Raw genomic sequence first — 17,535 nt, 5'->3', positions numbered from 1 at the left:
CGCAAATTCACCCCCCAGGATATTTATCGACAGATGATGGGGCGCGGTGCCGCGACGCGGCGCTTGCTGCGGGGTCATGGGCTTGACCCCGCGTCGCCAAGGCCGCAGGTAAAGGGCAACAGCAAAGCGGAGACTGCCATGAAGACGCGCAAATTGGGATCGTCGGGGATCGAGGTTTCGGCCATCGGCTATGGGGCGATGTCCTTTGCCGATTTCTACGGGCCGACCGATGAAGCGGCCTCGCATGCCATTCTGGATATGATGCGTGAGCGGGGGGTGACACATTTCGACACCTCGAACGTGTATGGCATGGGCCGGTCCGAGCGGTGGATGGGCAGCTATCTGGCCAGGAATCCCGGCGCGCGCGGTGAGTTCGTCATCGCCACCAAGGCCGCGATCAGCCGTGATGCCGAGGGCAAGCGGCTGATCGACAACAGTGCTGCGCATCTTGAGGCTGAGCTGGACAAAAGCCTTGAGAAACTGGGCGTGGACCATGTGGATCTGTTCTACGTCCATCGCCGCGAAGCGGATCGCCCGATTGAAGAGGTGGCCGAGACGCTGGCGAAGCTGCGCGCCTCGGGCAAGACGCGGGCCGTCGGGTTCTCGGAAATCGCGCCAGCGTCCTTGCGCCGTGCCGCAGCGGTGACGCCGATTGATGCGGTGCAGTCGGAATACAGCCTGCAGACCCGCGCGCCCGATCTGGGGCTGGTGCAGGCCTGCGCCGAGCTGGGCACGTCGCTGGTGGCGTTCTCGCCGGTCGGGCGGTCGATGCTGACCGACAATCCGGTGCGCCCGGACCGGATCGGCGACATCGCCTTTCTGCACAGCAACCCGCGCTTTGTGGGTGAGAACCTTGTGGCGAACCTGAAGATCACCGACGCCTTCCGCGCTTTGGCCGCCGAGATGGGCGAGCCGGCGGCGGCGCTGGCGAACGCGTGGCTGCTGACGCGGGGCGAGCATATCCTGCCGATCCCCGGCACCCGCTCGACCGCGCATTTCGCCGAATGCCTGCGCGGCGCCGAGATCACGCTGTCGGCCGAGGCGCTGGCGCGTATCGACGCGGTGCTGCCGGTCGGCTGGGCGCATGGCGACCGCTATGACGTGACGCAATGGATCGGGCCCGAGCGCTTTTGCTGAGCGCGCTTGCGCGGCGCGCGGCCCTGCGCTAGGGCTGCGCGCATGACACGGGTAACGCGCATTTCCAACACCTGGCGGCTGGCCTCCTGACAAGGCGGCTTGCGACACAGGTTTTGAAACCTATCCTGTCACGACAAGGCCGCCGCCATGGGCGGCCTTTTGCATCTGTGCTCCCCCTTCGGCGGCGGTCTCTTATCCCCAAGGAGAGACCATGACCAAACCCGTTATCCTGACCGGCGACCGCACAACCGGCCCCTTGCACATCGGCCACTATGCCGGTTCGCTGAAAACCCGGCTTGAGAGGCAAGACAGCCACGAGCAGTTCCTGCTGCTGGCCGACACGCAGGCGCTGACCGACAACGCCCATGACCCCGACAAGGTGCGCCGCAGCGTGCTGGAGGTGGCGCTGGACTATCTGGCGGTGGGGATTGATCCGGCGAAATCCACCATCTGCCTGCAATCGCATCTGCCCGCGCTGGCCGAATTGTCGATGCTGTATCTGAACTTCGTCACCGTTGCGCGGCTGGAGCGCAATCCGACGATCAAGGACGAAATCCGCGCGCGCGGCTTTGGCCGCGATATTCCGGCGGGGTTCCTGTGTTATCCGGCCGCGCAGGCGGCGGATATCACCGGGTTTCGCGCCACCGTGGTGCCGGTGGGCGAGGATCAGGCACCGCTGATCGAACAGACCAACGAGATCGTGCGCCGGATCAACGCGGTGGCGGGCCAGTCGGTGCTGCCCGAGGCGCGGGCGGTGATCCCCAAGGCCGGGCGGCTGCCGGGGATCGACGGCAAGGCGAAGATGTCGAAGTCGGGCGGCAATGCGATTGCGCTGTCGGCCTCGCCGGACCAGATCGCGGCGGCGGTCAGGGCGATGTTCACCGATCCGGGGCACCTGCGGGTGAGCGATCCGGGGCGGGTGGAGGGGAATGTGGTGTTCACCTACCTTGACGCGTTTGACGAGGATCACACCGGGGTCGCGGCGCTCAAGGCGCAGTATCAGCGCGGCGGGCTGGGCGACGAGGTGATCAAGCGGCGGTTGGACGGCGTCCTGCAGGCGCTGATCGGGCCGATCCGCGCGCGGCGGGCGGAACTCGCGCGCGATCCGGGCCATGTGCTCGACGTGATCCGGCAGGGGACCGAAATGGCGCGGGCGCGAACGCAAGACACGCACCGCGCGGTGGTCGACGCGTTGGGGTTGTTTCGGTTGTAAGCCGGGGCAGGGGCGCGGATGCCGCGCCCCTTTTGCGTCACGCACTCTCGGCCATCCTGTCGCGCAGCAAGCGGCGCAGGATCTTGCCCGAGGCGGATTTCGGGATCGCGTCCACCACCTCAAGCCGCTTGATCTGCTTGTAATGCGACACCTGCGGGTCGAGGAACGCCTGTACCTCGGCCAGTGTCGGCGCGCTGGCTGCGACGATGAACGCCATCGGCACTTCGCCTGCCTCGGCGTCCTTGACGCCGATGACAGCGGCATCGGCGATTGCGGGATGGGTCAGCAGCAGCGCCTCCAGCTCGGCCGGGGCGACCTGGAACCCCTTGACTTTGATCAGTTCTTTCAGCCGGTCGGTGATGAACAGGTAGCCATCGGCATCGAAATGCCCGATGTCGCCGGTGCGCAGCCAGCCGTCAACGATGGTCTCGGCGGTGGCTTTGGGGTTGCCCAGATACCCTTTCATCACCTGCGGCCCCTTCACCCAGATCTCGCCATCCTCGCCGGTCGGCAGATCGCGCAGCGTGACAGGGTCCACGATGCGGCACTGGGTGTTGGGGATCGTCACGCCCGACGCCCCGGCGCGCCCCTTGCCGCGCGGGGTGATATGGGTGACGGGGCTGGCCTCGGTCATGCCGTAACCCTGCGTCGCGGCGGTGTTCAGGCGGGTGCCCATGGCGTCGGCCACCTCGGCCCCCAAAGGCGCGGCGGCTGAGTTGACCTGCACCAGTGCCGAAAGATCGAAGCGGTCGACGATGGGATGCTTGGCCAGCGCCAGCGCCACCGGCGGCACCACCCACATGCGCGGTGTGCGGTGCTGTTGGCAAAGCGTCAGGAACTGCTCGAGGTCGAAGCGTGGCACCGTGACCAATGTCCCGCCCGAGCCGAGGTAGAAGTTCATCAACACCTGCAGCCCGTAGATATGGAAGAACGGCAGGAAGGCGACGGTGTGCTCGCGCTCGACCAGCGGGGCCAGAGCCAGCGATTGCGCCATGTTCACACTCAGGTTGCGATGGGTCAGCATCACACCCTTGGGCAATCCGGTGGTGCCCGAGGAATAGGGCAGGCAGACGACATGATCGTCCAGATCAACGGGGGCCTGTCTGGCCAGCGGCTGGCCCATGAAGGCGGCAAGGCCACGCGTTTCGCCGACATCCGGACCGATCAGGATGATTTCGCGCACCCGCGTGCCCTCAACCGCCGCCTTGGCCGTGTCGAGGAAAGGCGCAATGGTCACCAGCAGTTCGGCACCCGCGTCGATCAGCTGGTGACGCAGCTCCGGCGCGGTGTAGGTCGGGTTTACCGTGGTCACGGTGCCACCCGCCCAGGCGACGGCATGAAAGACGGTGCAGAACTCGGGGATATTGGGGGCCATCAGCGCGACGCACCCGCCCGGCGCGTAGCCGCGCGCCGTCAGCCCGCCGGCCAGTGCCTTGACCCCGGCCACAAACTGCGCGCCGGTCACCGTGCGCCCGGTGGGGCCGTCGATCAGCACGGTGGCCTCGGGGGCTATGCCGTTGAAAACGTACTCGGTGATGCTGATGTCGCGGATCGCTACATCCGGGTACGGGCTCGTATAGATGGTCATGGTAGTTCCTCCCTCGGCGGGCAGCTTAGCAGCAAGCGGGCGTGTGCCTAGTCCTGCCGGGCCTGCGCTCACGCAGTCGGGAAGGGGTCGTTGTCAGCCGCGCCGCAGCGGGAACAACCGCCGCAAGGCCGGGCTGCGCAGCCAGAGCCCGGCCCACATCAGCACACCCAGATAGATGCCGAACAGCGTGTGGCTGGCCAGGGGCGAGCCCGCGCGCAACTGCGTGGTGATCGCGCCGCCAAGGATCGCCATCATCAAAACCGCGCCCAGAACGCTGGTGGCGGGCCACAAATAGAGCAGGGTGCAGAGCAGTTCGAGCCCGCCGATCAGCAGCACCGGCGCATCGGGCCAGCCCAGATCGGTCAGTGTCTGCGTGGCCACGGGCAGGCCCAGCAGCTTGGGCGCGACCGAGGCCCCCAGCATGAACAGCGCAAACAGTGCTGACAGCACCCATCCCGTCCGGTTCAAAGTGGATCTCGCGCATTTTGACCCCCTAGTTCGCCACGCCGATACGGTGCGCAAGCTGCCTGAGGCCGTCAAGGGACTCCGCACCCCGCAAAACAAGGCCGGAACGCTTGCCAGCCGGGCACATTCGGTCTATAGCCCGCCCCATCCCGAGGCGAGCTTGCAACGGGCGTCCGTTCTGGCGCCCGCTTTCGGCTTTCTTGAACGGGCAGGATAAGACCGGCGGAGCCAACCGTCTGGCCAGTGAAACAGACCCAAAGGAACTGACATACATGAGCGCTAACAGCATGGCTGAATTCGAAGCTCTTCTTGAAGAGAGCTTTGAAATTGACACCCCCTCTGAAGGGACGGTTGTCAAAGGCAGGGTCATCGCCATCGAGGCGGGCCAAGCCATTATCGACGTGGGCTACAAGATGGAAGGTCGCGTCGACCTGAAAGAATTCGCAAACCCGGGCGAAGCCCCCGAGGTTGAAGTCGGCGACGAAGTCGAGGTTTACCTCGAGCGCGTCGAAAACGCCCGTGGCGAAGCCGTTGTGAGCCGTGAGAAGGCCCGCCGCGAAGCCGCCTGGGACCGTCTGGAAAAAGCTTACGAAAAAGAAGAGCGTGTCGAAGGCGCGATCTTTGGCCGCGTCAAAGGCGGCTTCACCGTCGATCTGGGCGGTGCTGTGGCCTTCCTGCCCGGCAGCCAGGTCGATGTGCGCCCCGTGCGCGATGCCGGCCCGCTGATGGGTCTGAAGCAGCCGTTCCAGATCCTGAAAATGGACCGTCGCCGTGGCAACATCGTTGTCTCGCGCCGCGCCATTCTGGAAGAGAGCCGCGCCGAACAGCGTGCTGAAGTCATCGGCAAACTGGCCGAAGGTCAGGTGCTGGATGGTGTGGTCAAGAACATCACCGAATACGGTGCCTTCGTTGACCTCGGCGGCGTTGATGGCCTGCTGCACGTCACCGATATGGCCTGGCGCCGCATCAACCACCCGTCCGAAGTCCTGTCGATCGGCCAGAGCCTCAAGGTTCAGGTCATCAAGATCAACAAGGAAACCCACCGCATCAGCCTGGGCATCAAGCAGCTGCAAGCCGATCCGTGGGATTCGGTCGAGGCCAGCTATCCTCTGGCGTCGGTCCACAAGGGCCGCGTGACCAACATCACCGATTACGGCGCGTTCGTCGAGCTGGAGCCGGGTGTCGAAGGTCTGGTCCACGTCTCGGAAATGAGCTGGACCAAGAAGAACGTGCACCCCGGCAAGATCGTCTCGACCTCGCAAGAAGTCGAAGTCATGGTGCTGGAAATCGACAGCGCCAAGCGCCGCGTGTCGCTGGGCCTCAAGCAGACCCAACGCAACCCGTGGGAAGTGTTTGCTGAATCGCACCCCGCTGGTTCGGGTATCGAAGGCGAAGTCAAGAACATCACCGAATTCGGTCTGTTCATCGGCCTCGACGGCGATATCGACGGCATGGTCCACCTGTCGGACCTGTCGTGGGATCAGCGCGGCGAAGAAGCCATCCAGCAGTACCGCAAGGGCGACGTGGTGCAGGCCGCCGTTCTGGAAGTCGACGTCGAGCGCGAGCGTATCTCGCTGTCGATCAAGGCTCTGGGCGCCGACACCTTCTCGGAAGCCGTTGACGGCGTGAAGCGCGGCTCGATCATCACGGTCGAAGTCACGATGATCGAAGAAGGCGGCATCGAGGTCGACTACAACGGCATGAAATCCTTCATCCGTCGGTCGGATCTGGCCCGTGACCGCGTCGACCAGCGTCCTGAGCGCTTCGGCGTCGGCGACAAGCTGGACGTGCGTGTGACCTCGGTTGATTCGAAGACCCGCAAGCTGGGCCTGTCGATCAAAGCCCGCGAGATCGCCGAAGAGAAAGAAGCCGTGGAACAGTACGGCTCGTCGGATGCCGGTGCGTCGCTGGGCGACATCCTCGGCGCCGCTCTGCGCGACCGCACCTAAGCTTCGGTTGCCAAAACAAGCACAGGGCCCCGCGAAAGCGGGGCCCTTCGCGTTTTTGGGAAACGATCTCGCGACGCAACGTCACAAAAGCGACAGCGCTCTGCGGGGCAAATGCCTGCCAAACGAGATTTGACGGCGCAAACATGCGGATTCGTGCAGTTTTCGTTGTGTGTGTGTTTGAAAGTCCTATAGTCGACAAGACTTCGCGGTGTCCTGAAAAGGCATCATTTTTTCAACTATGTGCCACCTGGGGGGAGGCAATGATCCGTTCAGAGCTGATCCAGAAACTAGCCGAAGCCAACCCGCACCTTTACCAGCGGGACGTTGAGCGAATTGTTAACACCTTTTTTGACGAGATCATCGAGGCGCTCTCGCGCGGCGAGCGGGTCGAGTTGCGCGGTTTTGGCGCATTCTCGGTCAAACAAAGAGATGCGAGGGTTGGGCGTAATCCGCGAACCGGCGATACCGTCGAGGTCGAGGAAAAATGCGTCCCCTTCTTTAAGACCGGCAAGCTGTTGCGTGACCGGCTGAACGGGCTGGAGCCCTGATCTGACCCTATGAAATACCTACGCTACGCCTTTCTTGCCATCATCCTGCTGCTCTGTGTCACCGTGGCGCTGGCCAACCGTGACCCGGTGACGCTGGCCCTGTGGCCCGATACCGTGACTGCTTTCATCGGGTTTGGTTACGCGCTGACCTTGCCGCTGTTTGTGATCGTCGGGCTGGCCGTCGGGCTTGGTCTGGTGCTGGGCCTGATCTGGGAATGGCTGCGCGAGCGTGGCCAGCGGGTTGAGGGCAAGAAGGCGCAAAAAGAACTGGCGCGGGTCAACGCGGGCACAACGCCCGCCGCGCCAGCCAACACCACCAGCACCGCGCCGCGCGATCAGGTGCTGGCGATCCTTGACGACAAGGACGCGTGAGTCCGCGATGTCTGCGATCCGAGTGAAGATCTGCGGGCTGACCCGGCCGCAGGACATTGACGCCGTGGTTGCCGCGCAGGCCGCCTATGGCGGGCTGGTGTTTTTCCCCAAATCCCCCCGCGCGGTGAGCATCGCGCAAGCGCGCGACCTGTCGCTGGCGTCGCCGGTCGGGCTGGCGCGTGTCGGGCTGTTCGTCAATCCGGATGACGCGCTGCTGGATGCTGTTCTGGCCGAGGTTCCGCTGGATATCCTGCAACTGCACGGCACAGAATCGCCCGAGCGCGTGGCCGAACTGCGCGCCCGTCACGGGTTGCCGGTGATGAAGGCGGTCGGGGTTGCCGGGCCCGAGGATCTGGACGCGCTGACCACCTATGGCAGCGTGGCCGACATGCTGCTGGTCGATGCCAAACCGCCGCGCGATGCCGTGCTGCCGGGCGGCAACGGGCTGGCGTTTGACTGGCGCCTGATCGCGGGGCGGCGCTGGCCGGTGCCGTGGATGCTGGCCGGGGGGCTGACGCCGGACAATGTGCGCGAGGCGATACTGCTCACCGGGGCGACGCAGGTCGATGTCTCGTCGGGCGTTGAAAGCGCGCCGGGCGTCAAGGACGCCGACGCGATTGCCCGCTTCACGGCAGCCGCGAAGGGCTGACGCGGGCGGGCTTCGCGGCACACGGTCAGGGCGTCGGAACGATCGCCAGATCGCGGATCTCACCGTCGACGCCTTGCAGTTCCCACGACTGCGTGACGGCCCCGGTTTCAAGATCCACGACATTGAGCGCGCCATTCGCCGCCAGCCACGCGGTGTTTTCCCCCTCGGCCGAACTTGCAATGTCAAAGCCGACAGGCCCCGACAGCTGTTCGCCCAGCATCCCGATCACAACATTGGTGCCGTCATTCGGCGGGCTCTGCATCAAGAGCGCGCTCATCTCGGTGTCGATGTTGTACATCGCCGTCTCGGTCGGACGGCCGACGCTGTTGAGATAGGCGCTGCCCACGACCATCGGGGTCTGGGTGTTGTGCTCTCCCTGCGGGTCAAAGCTGAGCGGCCCGTCCATCTCGACCGCGCCCGACGTCAGATCGACACGCTGGTTGACCGTACCGGACATGAAGCGCAAGGCATCGGCTTGCGGGTTGATCTCGACAATCACCGGCACGCCGTCTTCGATTGGCAGGCGCTCGTTCACATTGACGATGGTGCTGATCTCTGCCCGTGCGCCAGTCGATGTTGACCACTTGCCAGTCATTGGTCACGCCGATCAGTTGCTCGGTATTGGGCCGCCAGTCGATGCCCAGCAGCCGGCCCGAGGTCAGCTCGACGGTATCCGTCACCGTTGCGGTTGTTGTGTCGATCACCACCAACGTGCTGTCGCCTGTCAGGCCAATGGCGGTCTGCGCAGAGGCGGCAGTGCCCGCCACAAGCGCGGCGGTCGAGAGTGTCAGGATCAAACGCATGGGAAACCTCATCAGTCTGGACTGGCTGCCGAGTACCGGTGCCTTGCCAAACCAACAGGAGAGGCGCGCTACGGTTTCAACACGCGACGCTCACAGATCCGTGAGCGCGCGGTCTTTCGCTGCCTCATCAAGCGATGCATCGGGAACACGCGGCGTCATGACGAGCGTACCGGTAAGGCCCATGGTGATCGAGGCCGTGGCGACCGAGCCGCTGGCCTGCGTGCTGCGCGCGGGAGACGCCGCCAGCGCCCCCTGCGCGAGCAGGGCGATGATGGGGAGGACGAGAAGGCGGTGGGCCATGAGGGACTCCAGAGTGCGGGGACCGTCTTGCGCGGGTTACAGGTGATAACGCGCGCGTGTTCAGATAGTTTCACGCAGCTGTGAAGTTTTTCCGGCGTACGGCGGATTATCCGCCAAAAGAGTGCCACGCGGGTGAAAAGAGTTACCGGACCGGGGGTTGAACCCTGTCGGCGCGGCGCTACCGTGGGCCGCATGACGCAAGACCGGAAAAAAGGCCCGGTGCAAGGCCCTGAAGGGGAACGCCCGTCGCGGCGGTTGTCATCTGTTGTGATCGTTCTGGTAGGGGTGGGGGTGACGGCGGGCGGGTTGGTTGCCTATTGCAGCCTCGAGAAGGCACGCAGCCCGCCCGCGCTGGACGCCGCGCTGCGCAGCGCGCTCAGCACCTGCGATGCCGAGGGCGTGCGCCGTGCCCTGTCGCGCGGTGCCGATCCCAACGTCAGCCCCGTTGTCAGCGCAGCCGCCCCGCAGGCAGACAGCACGGGCGTGCGCCCGCTTGCAGGGTCCAGCCGACGGCCTGTTCTGGCGTTTGGCTCGTGCCCCAGTCCTGACGTGCTGCAGGCGATGGTTGACGGAGGCGCTGATCTGACGCCAGATCTGCGACGGCTGGCCGACCGCGCCATGCGTCCGCCGCGTCCGCAGGTTCTCGCCTGGCTGCTTGACAACGGGCTGTCAGCGCAGACCCGCTGGCCCAACGCCGAAGGGTGGGAAACCCTGTGCCACCGCGCGGCGCGAAGCGCGCAGGTCGCGGTGCTGCGCGTCGTTCTGGACGCAGGCGCCGATCCAAACGGCCAAGACAGCGGTGGGCTGACCCCGCTGGCGCGCTTGCGTCACGACCTGACGCGGACCCGTGCGAACGGCGCGCGTCCTCAAAGCACCCATGACCCCGGTAATCTGGCCTTTGACCCCGAAGAGCGCTTTGCGGATGTCATTGCCATGTTGCAGGAGGCAGGCGGAACAGAGTAGGCAGAGACAAGCCACGAGGGGGATCCCCATGCCTGATGACCTGAAAAATTCCTTCATGAGCGGCCCCGATGATGCGGGGCGGTTCGGTATCTTTGGTGGACGTTTCGTCTCGGAAACGCTGATGCCGCTGATCCTTGAACTTGAGGAACGCTACGAGTTCGCCAAGACCGACCCGACATTCTGGGCCGAGATGGACGATCTGTGGAAAAACTATGTGGGCCGCCCCTCGCCGCTGTATCTGGCGCAGCGCCTGACGGATGAGCTGGGCGGGGCCAAGGTTTACCTCAAGCGCGAAGAGCTGAACCACACCGGCGCCCACAAGATCAACAACGTGCTGGGCCAGATCATTCTGGCACGCCGCATGGGCAAGACCCGGATCATCGCCGAAACCGGCGCGGGCCAGCACGGCGTGGCCACGGCCACCGTCTGCGCCAAGTTCGGGCTGAAGTGCATCGTCTACATGGGCGCTACCGACGCCGAACGTCAGGCCCCCAACGTGTTCCGCATGCGCCTGCTGGGGGCCGAGGTGATTCCCGTCACCAGCGGTCGCGGTACGCTGAAAGACGCGATGAACGATGCGCTGCGCGATTGGGTGACCAACGTGCGCGACACGTTCTATTGCATCGGCACCGTGGCCGGTCCGCACCCCTATCCGGCGATGGTGCGCGATTTCCAGTCGATCATCGGCAAGGAAACCCGCTGGCAGCTGGAAGAGCAGGAAGGCGTCGGCCGTCTGCCCGACACCATCGTCGCCTGTGTTGGCGGTGGCTCGAACGCGATGGGGCTGTTCCACCCGTTCCTCGATGACGAATCGGTGCGCATCATCGGGGTCGAGGCCGGGGGCCACGGCGTCGACGACCGCATGGAGCATTGCGCCTCGCTGACCGGCGGACGCCCCGGCGTGCTGCACGGCAACCGGACGTATCTGCTGCAGGACGCGGACGGCCAGATCCTTGAGGGACACTCGATTTCGGCGGGTCTGGATTATCCCGGCATCGGGCCGGAACATTCATGGCTGCACGACATCGGCCGGGCCGAATATGTCTCGATCACCGATGACGAGGCGCTGGAAGCCTTCCAGCAGCTGTGCCGGACCGAGGGCATCATCCCGGCGCTGGAAAGCGCGCATGCGATGGCCCATGTCGCCAAGATCGCACCGGGTCTGCCCAAGGACCACATCATCGTGGTGAACCTCTCGGGGCGCGGCGACAAGGACATCTTCACCGTGGCCAAGCATCTGGGCTTTGAGATGAAGGTCTGAGGCTGGCGGTGGCGGGCCTCGGGGGCATCGAGCCCCTCGGCCCGCTCGGGGGCGCTGCCCCCGCCGGGCCTTGCAGGCCCGCCCCCGGGATATTTTCAGAGCAAAGAAGAGGCGCCGTTCGGTGCCCTTTTTTATGTCAGCGCAGGATCGGCGGGCCGTCGTTGTGGCGCTCGACCAGACCGGCGCGCAGGCTGGTGCCGATGCGTTCGGCCAGCGTGAGCCAGGCCTTGGCGATGTCGGGGGGAGCTGGCGGTTGAGCGCCAGTTCGAACAGGCCGAGCCAGGGGGAGAACATGCCGGGCCGGACGTTGCCGGCGGCCTTGTGCACCAGCATCGGATTGCCGTCATAGCTGCGCTCAAACAGGATCGCGTTGCGCCAGAAGCCGGCGATCCTGGCCTCATGCGCGGGCCAGTCGGTGACATGGGCGGCAAAGACCGGCCCAAGGCCCGGATGCTGGCGGATGAGCGCGTAGAACTCGGCGACGACGGCGTCGATCTGTTCAGGGGTGATGTCGAAACGGGGCGGTATCATGCACGGTATCTGCGCCGCGCCCTGCGTTGGTGCAAGAGACACATGGTCACAGGCCGCTGCCCTCATCCACGGCGCAGCTTTGCAGCACGTCCAGCGGGACGATGGCCAGCGTGGCAAGGTGGGTGGCGCGCAGGCGGACACGCGGGGCGGCACCTTCGTCATGGGCCTGCAGGAAGCGCGCGGCGCACAAGCACCACTGGTCGCCGGGCTTGAGCCCGGCAAAGCCGTATTCGGGGCGCGGGGTGCTCAGGTCATTGCCGAGGTACTTGGAGAAGGCCAGAAACTCGGCCGTCATCTCGGCGCAGACGGTGTGACGACCGGTATCCTCGTCGCCGGTGTCGCAGCAGCCGTTGCGATAGAAGCCGGTCACCGGGTCCAGTGAGCAGGCTTCCAGCGCTCCGCCCAGCACGTTGAGTGAAGCGTCGGGCATGGTGTCTCCTTTTGCCGTTGCGGGCTTTGGCGCGCAGCCTAGCACAGATCGAAAGCCCGCCCCAGATCACATGCCCTTAGGCATGCCGTGTGGGCCACCGGGGGCATGCCGGACATTGGCTATTCCTCGGGCTGGGGTGTGGCCTGCGGTGAAAGACTGTCGGCAATGGCGCGGAGCATGGCGATGTTGGCGTCCATGACCCCCGGTTCGCGGAACGCGCGGTCGGCACTGTTCACGGCGATCACCACATCGCGGTCGCGGTCGATCCAGATGAACTGACCATAGACGCCGCGCGCGTAGACCTCACCCGGCGCAGCCGCGGGGGGATCCACCACTGATAGCCATAGCCGACATCGCCCGGCGCGCTGGCGGCGGTGGACACGGCAACCCAATCGGCGGGGATGATCTGGCGGCCCTGCCAGACGCCACCCTGCTCGACCAGCTGACCCAGCCGCGCATAGTCGCGCGTCGTCAGGTTCAGCCCGCCCAGCACAAAGGCGACGCCGTGGCCGTCGGTCACGTAATAAGGCGCGCGTTCCAGCCCCAGCGGGATGAACAGGCGTTCCTGCATCAGATCGGGGATCGAGCGGCCCGTGGCCCCGCGGATCACCATGCTGATCACATGCGTATCAATCGACACATAATGCCATTCGGTGCCCGGCGGGGCGATGCGCCCGGTCTGCCCGGCCGAGAACCCGTCCATCGAGCCGCCCAGTGCCAGCACCCGGCCCATGCGGTTGATGTCGGACCAGAAGTCGAGATAGTCCTCGTTGAACGCCACGCCCGAGGCCATGTTCAGCACGTTGCGGATGCTGGCGCTCTCATAGGCCGAGCCGCGCAGTTCGGGCGCGTATTGCGTCACCGGGGCGTCCAGATCGGGGATCGTGCCATCGGCGACCAGCGTGCCCAGCAGCAACGACAGCGCACTTTTCGCCACCGACCACGAGACGCGCAGATCCTGCGGCTCGGTGCCGAGACGGTAATTCTCATACACCAGCGCGCCATCGTGCAAGACCACCGTGGCGGTCACATGGCGCGCCTCTTGCCACGCATCGAACCCCTCGGGCATCTGCGCTTGCGTGCCCTGCGGCAGGACCGAGGGCGTGCCGCCCTGCATGGGGGCGCTGTGGAACAGCGTGTCCATATGCGAGAAATTCTGCACGATGCGGTCCTCGGCGAACAGCGAATTGACCGCCATCAGCCGCGTCAGATCCTCGCGCTTCCAGAAGCCCACAGCGGCGGCCAGCACTATGAGCGCCAGCAGCACCCAGCCCAATCTCTTGAAAAATTTGCGCATGATCGCTCCTCCCGCTGCCACTGTGACACGCGCGCGCGTCAAGACAAGCGTGACGAGGCGGCAAAGCCTGCGATCCCTCTTGACGGCTGGCCTTGCGCCGCCGTATCGCAGCGCTTGCAACGCGGGCCTGACGGGCCGGGCGCTGTGCTCGGGTCCGTCGTGCGGCCAGCTGGCCAACGGCCGATCCCCTTTGAAAGCGTGAGAATGGCAGCGTGGGGCGCGTCCTCGGGCGACCTGATCGTGGATCGGCGGTTTGCCTTTGCCGAAGGGCTGGCGGCGGCGGGTGATCTGGCGGCGGCGATCGAGCTGTTGACCGAGGCGTTGGAGCGGGTGCCCGACTGGGCCGCGGGCTGGTTCCGTCTGGGCGAGTGGCACGAGGGAGCGGGCGCGCTTGATGCCGCTTCTACCGCATGGGAGCGGGCCTTGGCGCTGGACCCGGCCGACCGGCTGGGCGCGGGGATCAAGCGCGATCTGGCGCGCCGGGTGCCGGTGATCGAGACGCTGCCCGCCGCCTTTGTCGAGACGCTGTTCGACCAATACGCCGCCAAGTTCGACACCGCGCTGGTGGAGAAACTGGACTACCGCGCGCCCGATCTGCTGCAGGCCGCGCTCAGCGGGCGGCATTTTGCCCGCGCGATGGATCTGGGCTGTGGCACCGGGCTGGCCGGTGAGGCGTTTCGCGGTGCTGTCGGCTGGCTGGAGGGCTGCGATCTGTCGGCGGCGATGCTGGCGCAGGCGCAGGCGAAGGGGGTCTATGACCAGCTGGACAAGGCCGATCTGGCCGAGCTGGAACTGGGCGCGCAGTATGATCTGATCCTTGCAGCCGATGTTTTCGTCTACCTTGGCGCGCTGGAGCGGATCGTCGCGTGGTGCGCCGGGTCGCTGACGCCTGAGGGCGTGTTGGCCTTTACGGTTGAGGCGGGCGAGGCGCCGCTGACCCTGCGCGAAAGCCGCCGCTTTGCCCATTCGCGGGACTACGTCGAGGGCGTGCTGGCGGCGGCGGGGTTTACGGCGGTGCAGATCAGCGACGCGGTGCTGCGCCGGGACCGGGGGGCGGCGATCCACGGGTTTGTCGTGGTGGCGCAGGGTCTTGCGCGGCAGGCCCGGTGGCAGAGCGACGGCGAAGATGCCGTGCTGGCCTGAGGGCTGGCGTTGACCTCAGCCGCTGCCCGATGGCTAATCACCCTATGAATGATTTCGCGCACCGACTCACCCGCTCGCCCTTGCCCTTCGATCCCGCCGCCGGGCGTGACATCGCCGAAAGCTTCGCCGATCTTGCGCCCGAGCTGCGCGGCCTGCTGGCGGGCGCGGCGGGGTGCAGCCCGTTTCTCAAGCAGATCATGGGGCAGGAACAGGACTGGCTGCGCGCGGCGCTCGCCACGTCGCCCGAGGCGGCGCTGGACGGCGTGCTGGGTGCGCTGACCCCGGATGGGCCCGCTGCGACCGGCTCGGCCCTGCGCCGCGCCAAACGGCGGGTGGGGCTGTTGGCGGCGCTGGCCGATCTGGGCGGCGTGTGGTCGCTGGAACAGGTTACCGGTGCGCTCACCCGCCTTGCCGATACCGCCGTGCAGCGCGCGCTGGCCACGCATCTGGCCGAGGAGATCCGCCGCGGCAAGATCCCCGGTGCCGAACCGGGGGATGAGGAAAACGGCGCGGGCATGGTGGTCTTCGCCATGGGCAAGATGGGTGCGGGCGAGTTGAACTACTCGTCCGACATCGACCTGATCTGCCTCTTTGACGAGAGCCGCTTTGAGCCTGATACGTGGGTCGAGGCGCGTCAGGCCTTCATCCGCGCCACGCGCAAGATGGCGGCGATGCTCAACGACCCGACGGGCGAAGGCTATGTGTTCCGCACCGATCTGCGCCTGCGGCCCGATGCCAGCGTGACGCCGGTGTGCATCTCGATGGAAGCGGCCGAGCGGTATTACGAGAGCCTCGGGCGGACGTGGGAACGTGCGGCGTGGATCAAGGCGCGGCCCTGCGCGGGCGACCTGATGGCGGGCGAGAAATTTCAGGAGGTGCTGCGACCCTTCGTCTGGCGGCGGCATCTGGATTTTGCGTCGATTCAGGACGCGCATGAGATGATCCGCCGTATCCGCGAACACAAGGGGCTGGCGGGCGCGCTGGTGCTCGATGGGCATAACCTGAAGTTGGGGCAGGGCGGCATCCGCGAGATCGAGTTCTTCACCCAGACCCGCCAGCTGATCGCCGGGGGCCGTGACACCGACCTGCGCCGCCGCGATACGGTGGGCGGGCTGGCGGCGCTGGCGGCCAAGGGCTGGGTGCCCGAAAGCGTCGCGCAGGAGTTGACGGCGCTCTACCGCGATCACCGGCAGCTGGAGCACCGGCTGCAAATGGTCCACGACACGCAGACGCAGATCCTGCCCAATACCCGCGAAAACTGGGACCGCATTGCCCGGTTCGAGGGCGAGGGCGACACCGATGCCTATCTGCGCGGTTTGCGCGGGCGGCTGGAACGGGTCGCGGCGCTGACCGAGGACTTCTTCCAACCCGGCGAGGCCACGCCGCGCCCCGAACTCAGCGATCAGCAGCGCAACATCGTGCGCGGCTGGCGCTCGTATCCCGCCCTGCGCTCGGCCCGTGCACAGGAGATCTTCACCCGGCTTGAGCCTGATATCCTCACGCGGCTCTTGCGCTCGGCCACGCCGGACGAGGCGATCGTCGGCTTTGACCATTTCCTGTCAGGCCTGCCCGCCGGGGTGCAGCTGTTTTCGCTGTTCGAGGCCAATCCGACGCTGATTGACCTGCTGATCGACATCCTGACCACCTCGTCGGTGCTGGGCCAGTATCTGGCACGCAACGCGGGGGTGTTCGACGCGGTGATCGGCGGCGGGTTCTTTGCCGACTGGCCGGGAGCGGCGGCGCTGACGGCGGATCTGACCACCAAGCTTGAGGCTGCGGGGGATTATGAGCGCAAGCTTGATGCGGCGCGGGTCTGGATGAAGGAATGGCATTTCCGCATCGGGGTGCATCACCTGCGCGGCCTGATCGACGCCGCCGAGGCGGGCGGGCAATACGCCGCGCTGGCCGATGCGGTGATCGCCGCCGTCTGGCCCGCCGTCACCGCTGATTTCGCCCGCAAACACGGGCCCAAGCCGGGGCGCGGGGCGGTGGTGCTGGGGATGGGATCACTGGGGGCGGGGCGGCTGAATGCGGCGTCGGATCTGGACCTGATCGTGATCTATGACGCGGCGGGGCAGGAAACCTCGGACGGCCCGCGTCCGCTGGCGGCACGACCCTATTACGCCCGCCTGACCCAGGCGCTGGTGACGGCGCTGTCGGCCCCGATGGCGCAGGGGCAGCTTTACGAGGTGGACATGCGGCTGCGGCCCTCGGGGCGGCAGGGGCCGGTGGCGACCTCGCTGGAGGCATTCAAGAGCTATCAGCAGACCGAGGCCTGGACCTGGGAACACCTCGCCCTGACCCGCGCTCGGCGGGTGGCGGGGTCGAGTGACCTGGCCGACGAGGTTGAAGCCTTCCGCGTCGAGCTGCTGGCGCAGAAGGCGGGTGGCGCGGACGTGGCCAGGGACGTCGCCGACATGCGCGGACGGCTGAAAGCCGCCAAGCCCGGGCAGGGCGCGCTGGAGGCCAAGGACGGGCCGGGACGGTTGCAGGATATCGAGCTGCTGGCGCAGATGCTGGCCCTGCAGGCGGCGTCCCCGGCGCGGCGGGTCGAAGCGCAGATCGCGGCGGGCAAACGCGCGGGGCTGATCGCGGGTGACGCGGCGGAGGCGTTGCTGGCGGGCTACCGACTGCTCTGGCGCGTACAATGCTGCCTGCGGCTGCTGGCGGAACGCATCACCGATCCCGAGGCGCTGGGCGAAGGGGCCTGTGGCTTCCTGCTGCGCGAGACGGGGTCGGCGACGATCAAGGCGCTGCTGGAGCGGCTGGGGGCGGCGACGGTGGCGGCCTCGGGGGTGATCGACGCGGTGCTGGAGAGGTAGCGGCGGCGCTCGCCCCCATCGAGGGGGCTCGCGCCGCGCGGGGGGCGCTGCCCCCCACCGGGCC

The 17,535-nt window shown here is 66.4% G+C and carries 16 protein-coding genes; 10 read left to right on the top strand and 6 right to left on the bottom strand.

Annotated elements, in window-relative coordinates:
• The first annotated feature begins 138 nt into the window (after window positions 1-138).
• Together OKW52_RS17690 and trpS are read left to right on the top strand one after the other, a co-directional pair.
• A complete protein-coding gene (locus OKW52_RS17690) occupies window positions 139-1,137 on the top strand; it encodes an aldo/keto reductase (RefSeq protein ID WP_264506866.1) in 999 nt (332 codons plus the stop codon).
• A 211-nt stretch (window positions 1,138-1,348) separates the two neighbouring features.
• On the top strand, window positions 1,349-2,350 hold the full coding sequence (gene trpS, locus OKW52_RS17685) for a tryptophan--tRNA ligase (RefSeq protein WP_264506865.1): 1,002 nt from the start codon (window positions 1,349-1,351) through the stop codon (window positions 2,348-2,350).
• Between the two features lie 37 nt (window positions 2,351-2,387).
• Here trpS and OKW52_RS17680 read toward each other — a convergent pair whose 3' ends face one another.
• On the bottom strand, window positions 2,388-3,938 hold the full coding sequence (locus OKW52_RS17680) for an AMP-binding protein (protein ID WP_264506864.1): 1,551 nt from the start codon (window positions 3,936-3,938) through the stop codon (window positions 2,388-2,390).
• A gap of 93 nt (window positions 3,939-4,031) precedes the next feature.
• Window positions 4,032-4,388, bottom strand: coding sequence for a DoxX family protein (locus tag OKW52_RS17675; protein ID WP_264506863.1), 357 nt, complete (start codon window positions 4,386-4,388; stop codon window positions 4,032-4,034).
• 287 nt (window positions 4,389-4,675) lie between these two features.
• Here OKW52_RS17675 and rpsA point away from each other — a divergent pair, with 287 nt between their 5' ends.
• The 4 genes from rpsA (at window position 4,676) to OKW52_RS17655 (ending at window position 7,921) form a co-directional block, all read left to right on the top strand.
• Window positions 4,676-6,352, top strand: coding sequence for a 30S ribosomal protein S1 (gene rpsA / locus OKW52_RS17670; protein WP_127105900.1), 1,677 nt, complete (start codon window positions 4,676-4,678; stop codon window positions 6,350-6,352).
• A gap of 260 nt (window positions 6,353-6,612) precedes the next feature.
• The gene (gene ihfB, locus OKW52_RS17665; RefSeq protein WP_127105902.1) at window positions 6,613-6,900 is read left to right on the top strand and encodes an integration host factor subunit beta; all 288 of its coding nucleotides are present in this window, start codon (window positions 6,613-6,615) and stop codon (window positions 6,898-6,900) included.
• Window positions 6,901-6,909: 9 nt separating this feature from the next.
• Window positions 6,910-7,272, top strand: coding sequence for a LapA family protein (locus OKW52_RS17660; protein ID WP_264506862.1), 363 nt, complete (start codon window positions 6,910-6,912; stop codon window positions 7,270-7,272).
• A 7-nt stretch (window positions 7,273-7,279) separates the two neighbouring features.
• Window positions 7,280-7,921, top strand: a complete 642-nt coding sequence (locus OKW52_RS17655) for a phosphoribosylanthranilate isomerase (protein WP_264506861.1) — start codon at window positions 7,280-7,282, stop codon at window positions 7,919-7,921.
• 25 nt (window positions 7,922-7,946) lie between these two features.
• On the opposite strand, the gene OKW52_RS17650 is transcribed toward OKW52_RS17655, so the two are convergent.
• Together OKW52_RS17650 and OKW52_RS17645 are read right to left on the bottom strand one after the other, a co-directional pair.
• On the bottom strand, window positions 7,947-8,516 hold the full coding sequence (locus tag OKW52_RS17650) for a DUF4394 domain-containing protein (RefSeq protein WP_264506860.1): 570 nt from the start codon (window positions 8,514-8,516) through the stop codon (window positions 7,947-7,949).
• Between the two features lie 298 nt (window positions 8,517-8,814).
• Window positions 8,815-9,024: a hypothetical protein gene (locus OKW52_RS17645; protein WP_264506859.1), complete on the bottom strand. Its 210-nt coding sequence runs from the start codon at window positions 9,022-9,024 to the stop codon at window positions 8,815-8,817.
• Between the two features lie 267 nt (window positions 9,025-9,291).
• On the opposite strand from OKW52_RS17645, the gene OKW52_RS17640 reads away from it, so the two are divergent.
• Together OKW52_RS17640 and trpB are read left to right on the top strand one after the other, a co-directional pair.
• Window positions 9,292-9,987 (top strand): ankyrin repeat domain-containing protein, encoded by a 696-nt coding sequence (locus OKW52_RS17640; protein WP_264506858.1) that lies wholly within the window; start codon window positions 9,292-9,294, stop codon window positions 9,985-9,987.
• Window positions 9,988-10,015: 28 nt separating this feature from the next.
• A complete protein-coding gene (gene trpB / locus OKW52_RS17635; RefSeq protein WP_264506857.1) occupies window positions 10,016-11,248 on the top strand; it encodes a tryptophan synthase subunit beta in 1,233 nt (410 codons plus the stop codon).
• Window positions 11,249-11,825: 577 nt separating this feature from the next.
• Here the strand turns inward: trpB and OKW52_RS17625 are convergent.
• Window positions 11,826-12,209, bottom strand: a complete 384-nt coding sequence (locus OKW52_RS17625) for a DUF2237 family protein (RefSeq protein ID WP_127105918.1) — start codon at window positions 12,207-12,209, stop codon at window positions 11,826-11,828.
• Between the two features lie 241 nt (window positions 12,210-12,450).
• On the bottom strand, window positions 12,451-13,506 hold the full coding sequence (locus tag OKW52_RS17620) for a serine hydrolase domain-containing protein (RefSeq protein WP_406622282.1): 1,056 nt from the start codon (window positions 13,504-13,506) through the stop codon (window positions 12,451-12,453).
• Between the two features lie 204 nt (window positions 13,507-13,710).
• Between OKW52_RS17620 and OKW52_RS17615 the strand changes: the two genes are divergently transcribed.
• On the top strand, window positions 13,711-14,649 hold the full coding sequence (locus OKW52_RS17615; RefSeq protein ID WP_264506856.1) for a methyltransferase: 939 nt from the start codon (window positions 13,711-13,713) through the stop codon (window positions 14,647-14,649).
• 44 nt (window positions 14,650-14,693) lie between these two features.
• On the top strand, window positions 14,694-17,471 hold the full coding sequence (locus tag OKW52_RS17610) for a [protein-PII] uridylyltransferase family protein (protein WP_264506855.1): 2,778 nt from the start codon (window positions 14,694-14,696) through the stop codon (window positions 17,469-17,471).
• Window positions 17,472-17,535 lie beyond the last annotated feature (64 nt).

It is taken from the genome of Pararhodobacter zhoushanensis, from assembly GCF_025949695.1.
Lineage (GTDB): Bacteria > Pseudomonadota > Alphaproteobacteria > Rhodobacterales > Rhodobacteraceae > Pararhodobacter > Pararhodobacter zhoushanensis_A.
This window is presented reverse-complemented; position numbering and strand designations above follow the sequence as displayed.

Excerpts from the sequence above, each read along its gene's own strand:
- rpsA (WP_127105900.1), top strand. The coding sequence starts at position 4,676 with ATGAGCGCTAACAGCATGGCTGAATTCGAAGCTCTTCTTGAAGAGAGC.
- trpS (WP_264506865.1), top strand. The coding sequence starts at position 1,349 with ATGACCAAACCCGTTATCCTGACCGGCGACCGCACAACCGGCCCCTTG.
- OKW52_RS17610 (WP_264506855.1), top strand. The coding sequence starts at position 14,694 with ATGAATGATTTCGCGCACCGACTCACCCGCTCGCCCTTGCCCTTCGAT.
- OKW52_RS17680 (WP_264506864.1), bottom strand. The coding sequence starts at position 3,938 with ATGACCATCTATACGAGCCCGTACCCGGATGTAGCGATCCGCGACATC.
- ihfB (WP_127105902.1), top strand. The coding sequence starts at position 6,613 with ATGATCCGTTCAGAGCTGATCCAGAAACTAGCCGAAGCCAACCCGCAC.
- OKW52_RS17615 (WP_264506856.1), top strand. The coding sequence starts at position 13,711 with ATGGCAGCGTGGGGCGCGTCCTCGGGCGACCTGATCGTGGATCGGCGG.
- OKW52_RS17690 (WP_264506866.1), top strand. The coding sequence starts at position 139 with ATGAAGACGCGCAAATTGGGATCGTCGGGGATCGAGGTTTCGGCCATC.
- OKW52_RS17645 (WP_264506859.1), bottom strand. The coding sequence starts at position 9,024 with ATGGCCCACCGCCTTCTCGTCCTCCCCATCATCGCCCTGCTCGCGCAG.
- OKW52_RS17655 (WP_264506861.1), top strand. The coding sequence starts at position 7,280 with ATGTCTGCGATCCGAGTGAAGATCTGCGGGCTGACCCGGCCGCAGGAC.
- trpB (WP_264506857.1), top strand. The coding sequence starts at position 10,016 with ATGCCTGATGACCTGAAAAATTCCTTCATGAGCGGCCCCGATGATGCG.
- OKW52_RS17620 (WP_406622282.1), bottom strand. The coding sequence starts at position 13,506 with ATGCGCAAATTTTTCAAGAGATTGGGCTGGGTGCTGCTGGCGCTCATA.
- OKW52_RS17625 (WP_127105918.1), bottom strand. The coding sequence starts at position 12,209 with ATGCCCGACGCTTCACTCAACGTGCTGGGCGGAGCGCTGGAAGCCTGC.
- OKW52_RS17650 (WP_264506860.1), bottom strand. The coding sequence starts at position 8,516 with ATGACTGGCAAGTGGTCAACATCGACTGGCGCACGGGCAGAGATCAGC.
- OKW52_RS17660 (WP_264506862.1), top strand. The coding sequence starts at position 6,910 with ATGAAATACCTACGCTACGCCTTTCTTGCCATCATCCTGCTGCTCTGT.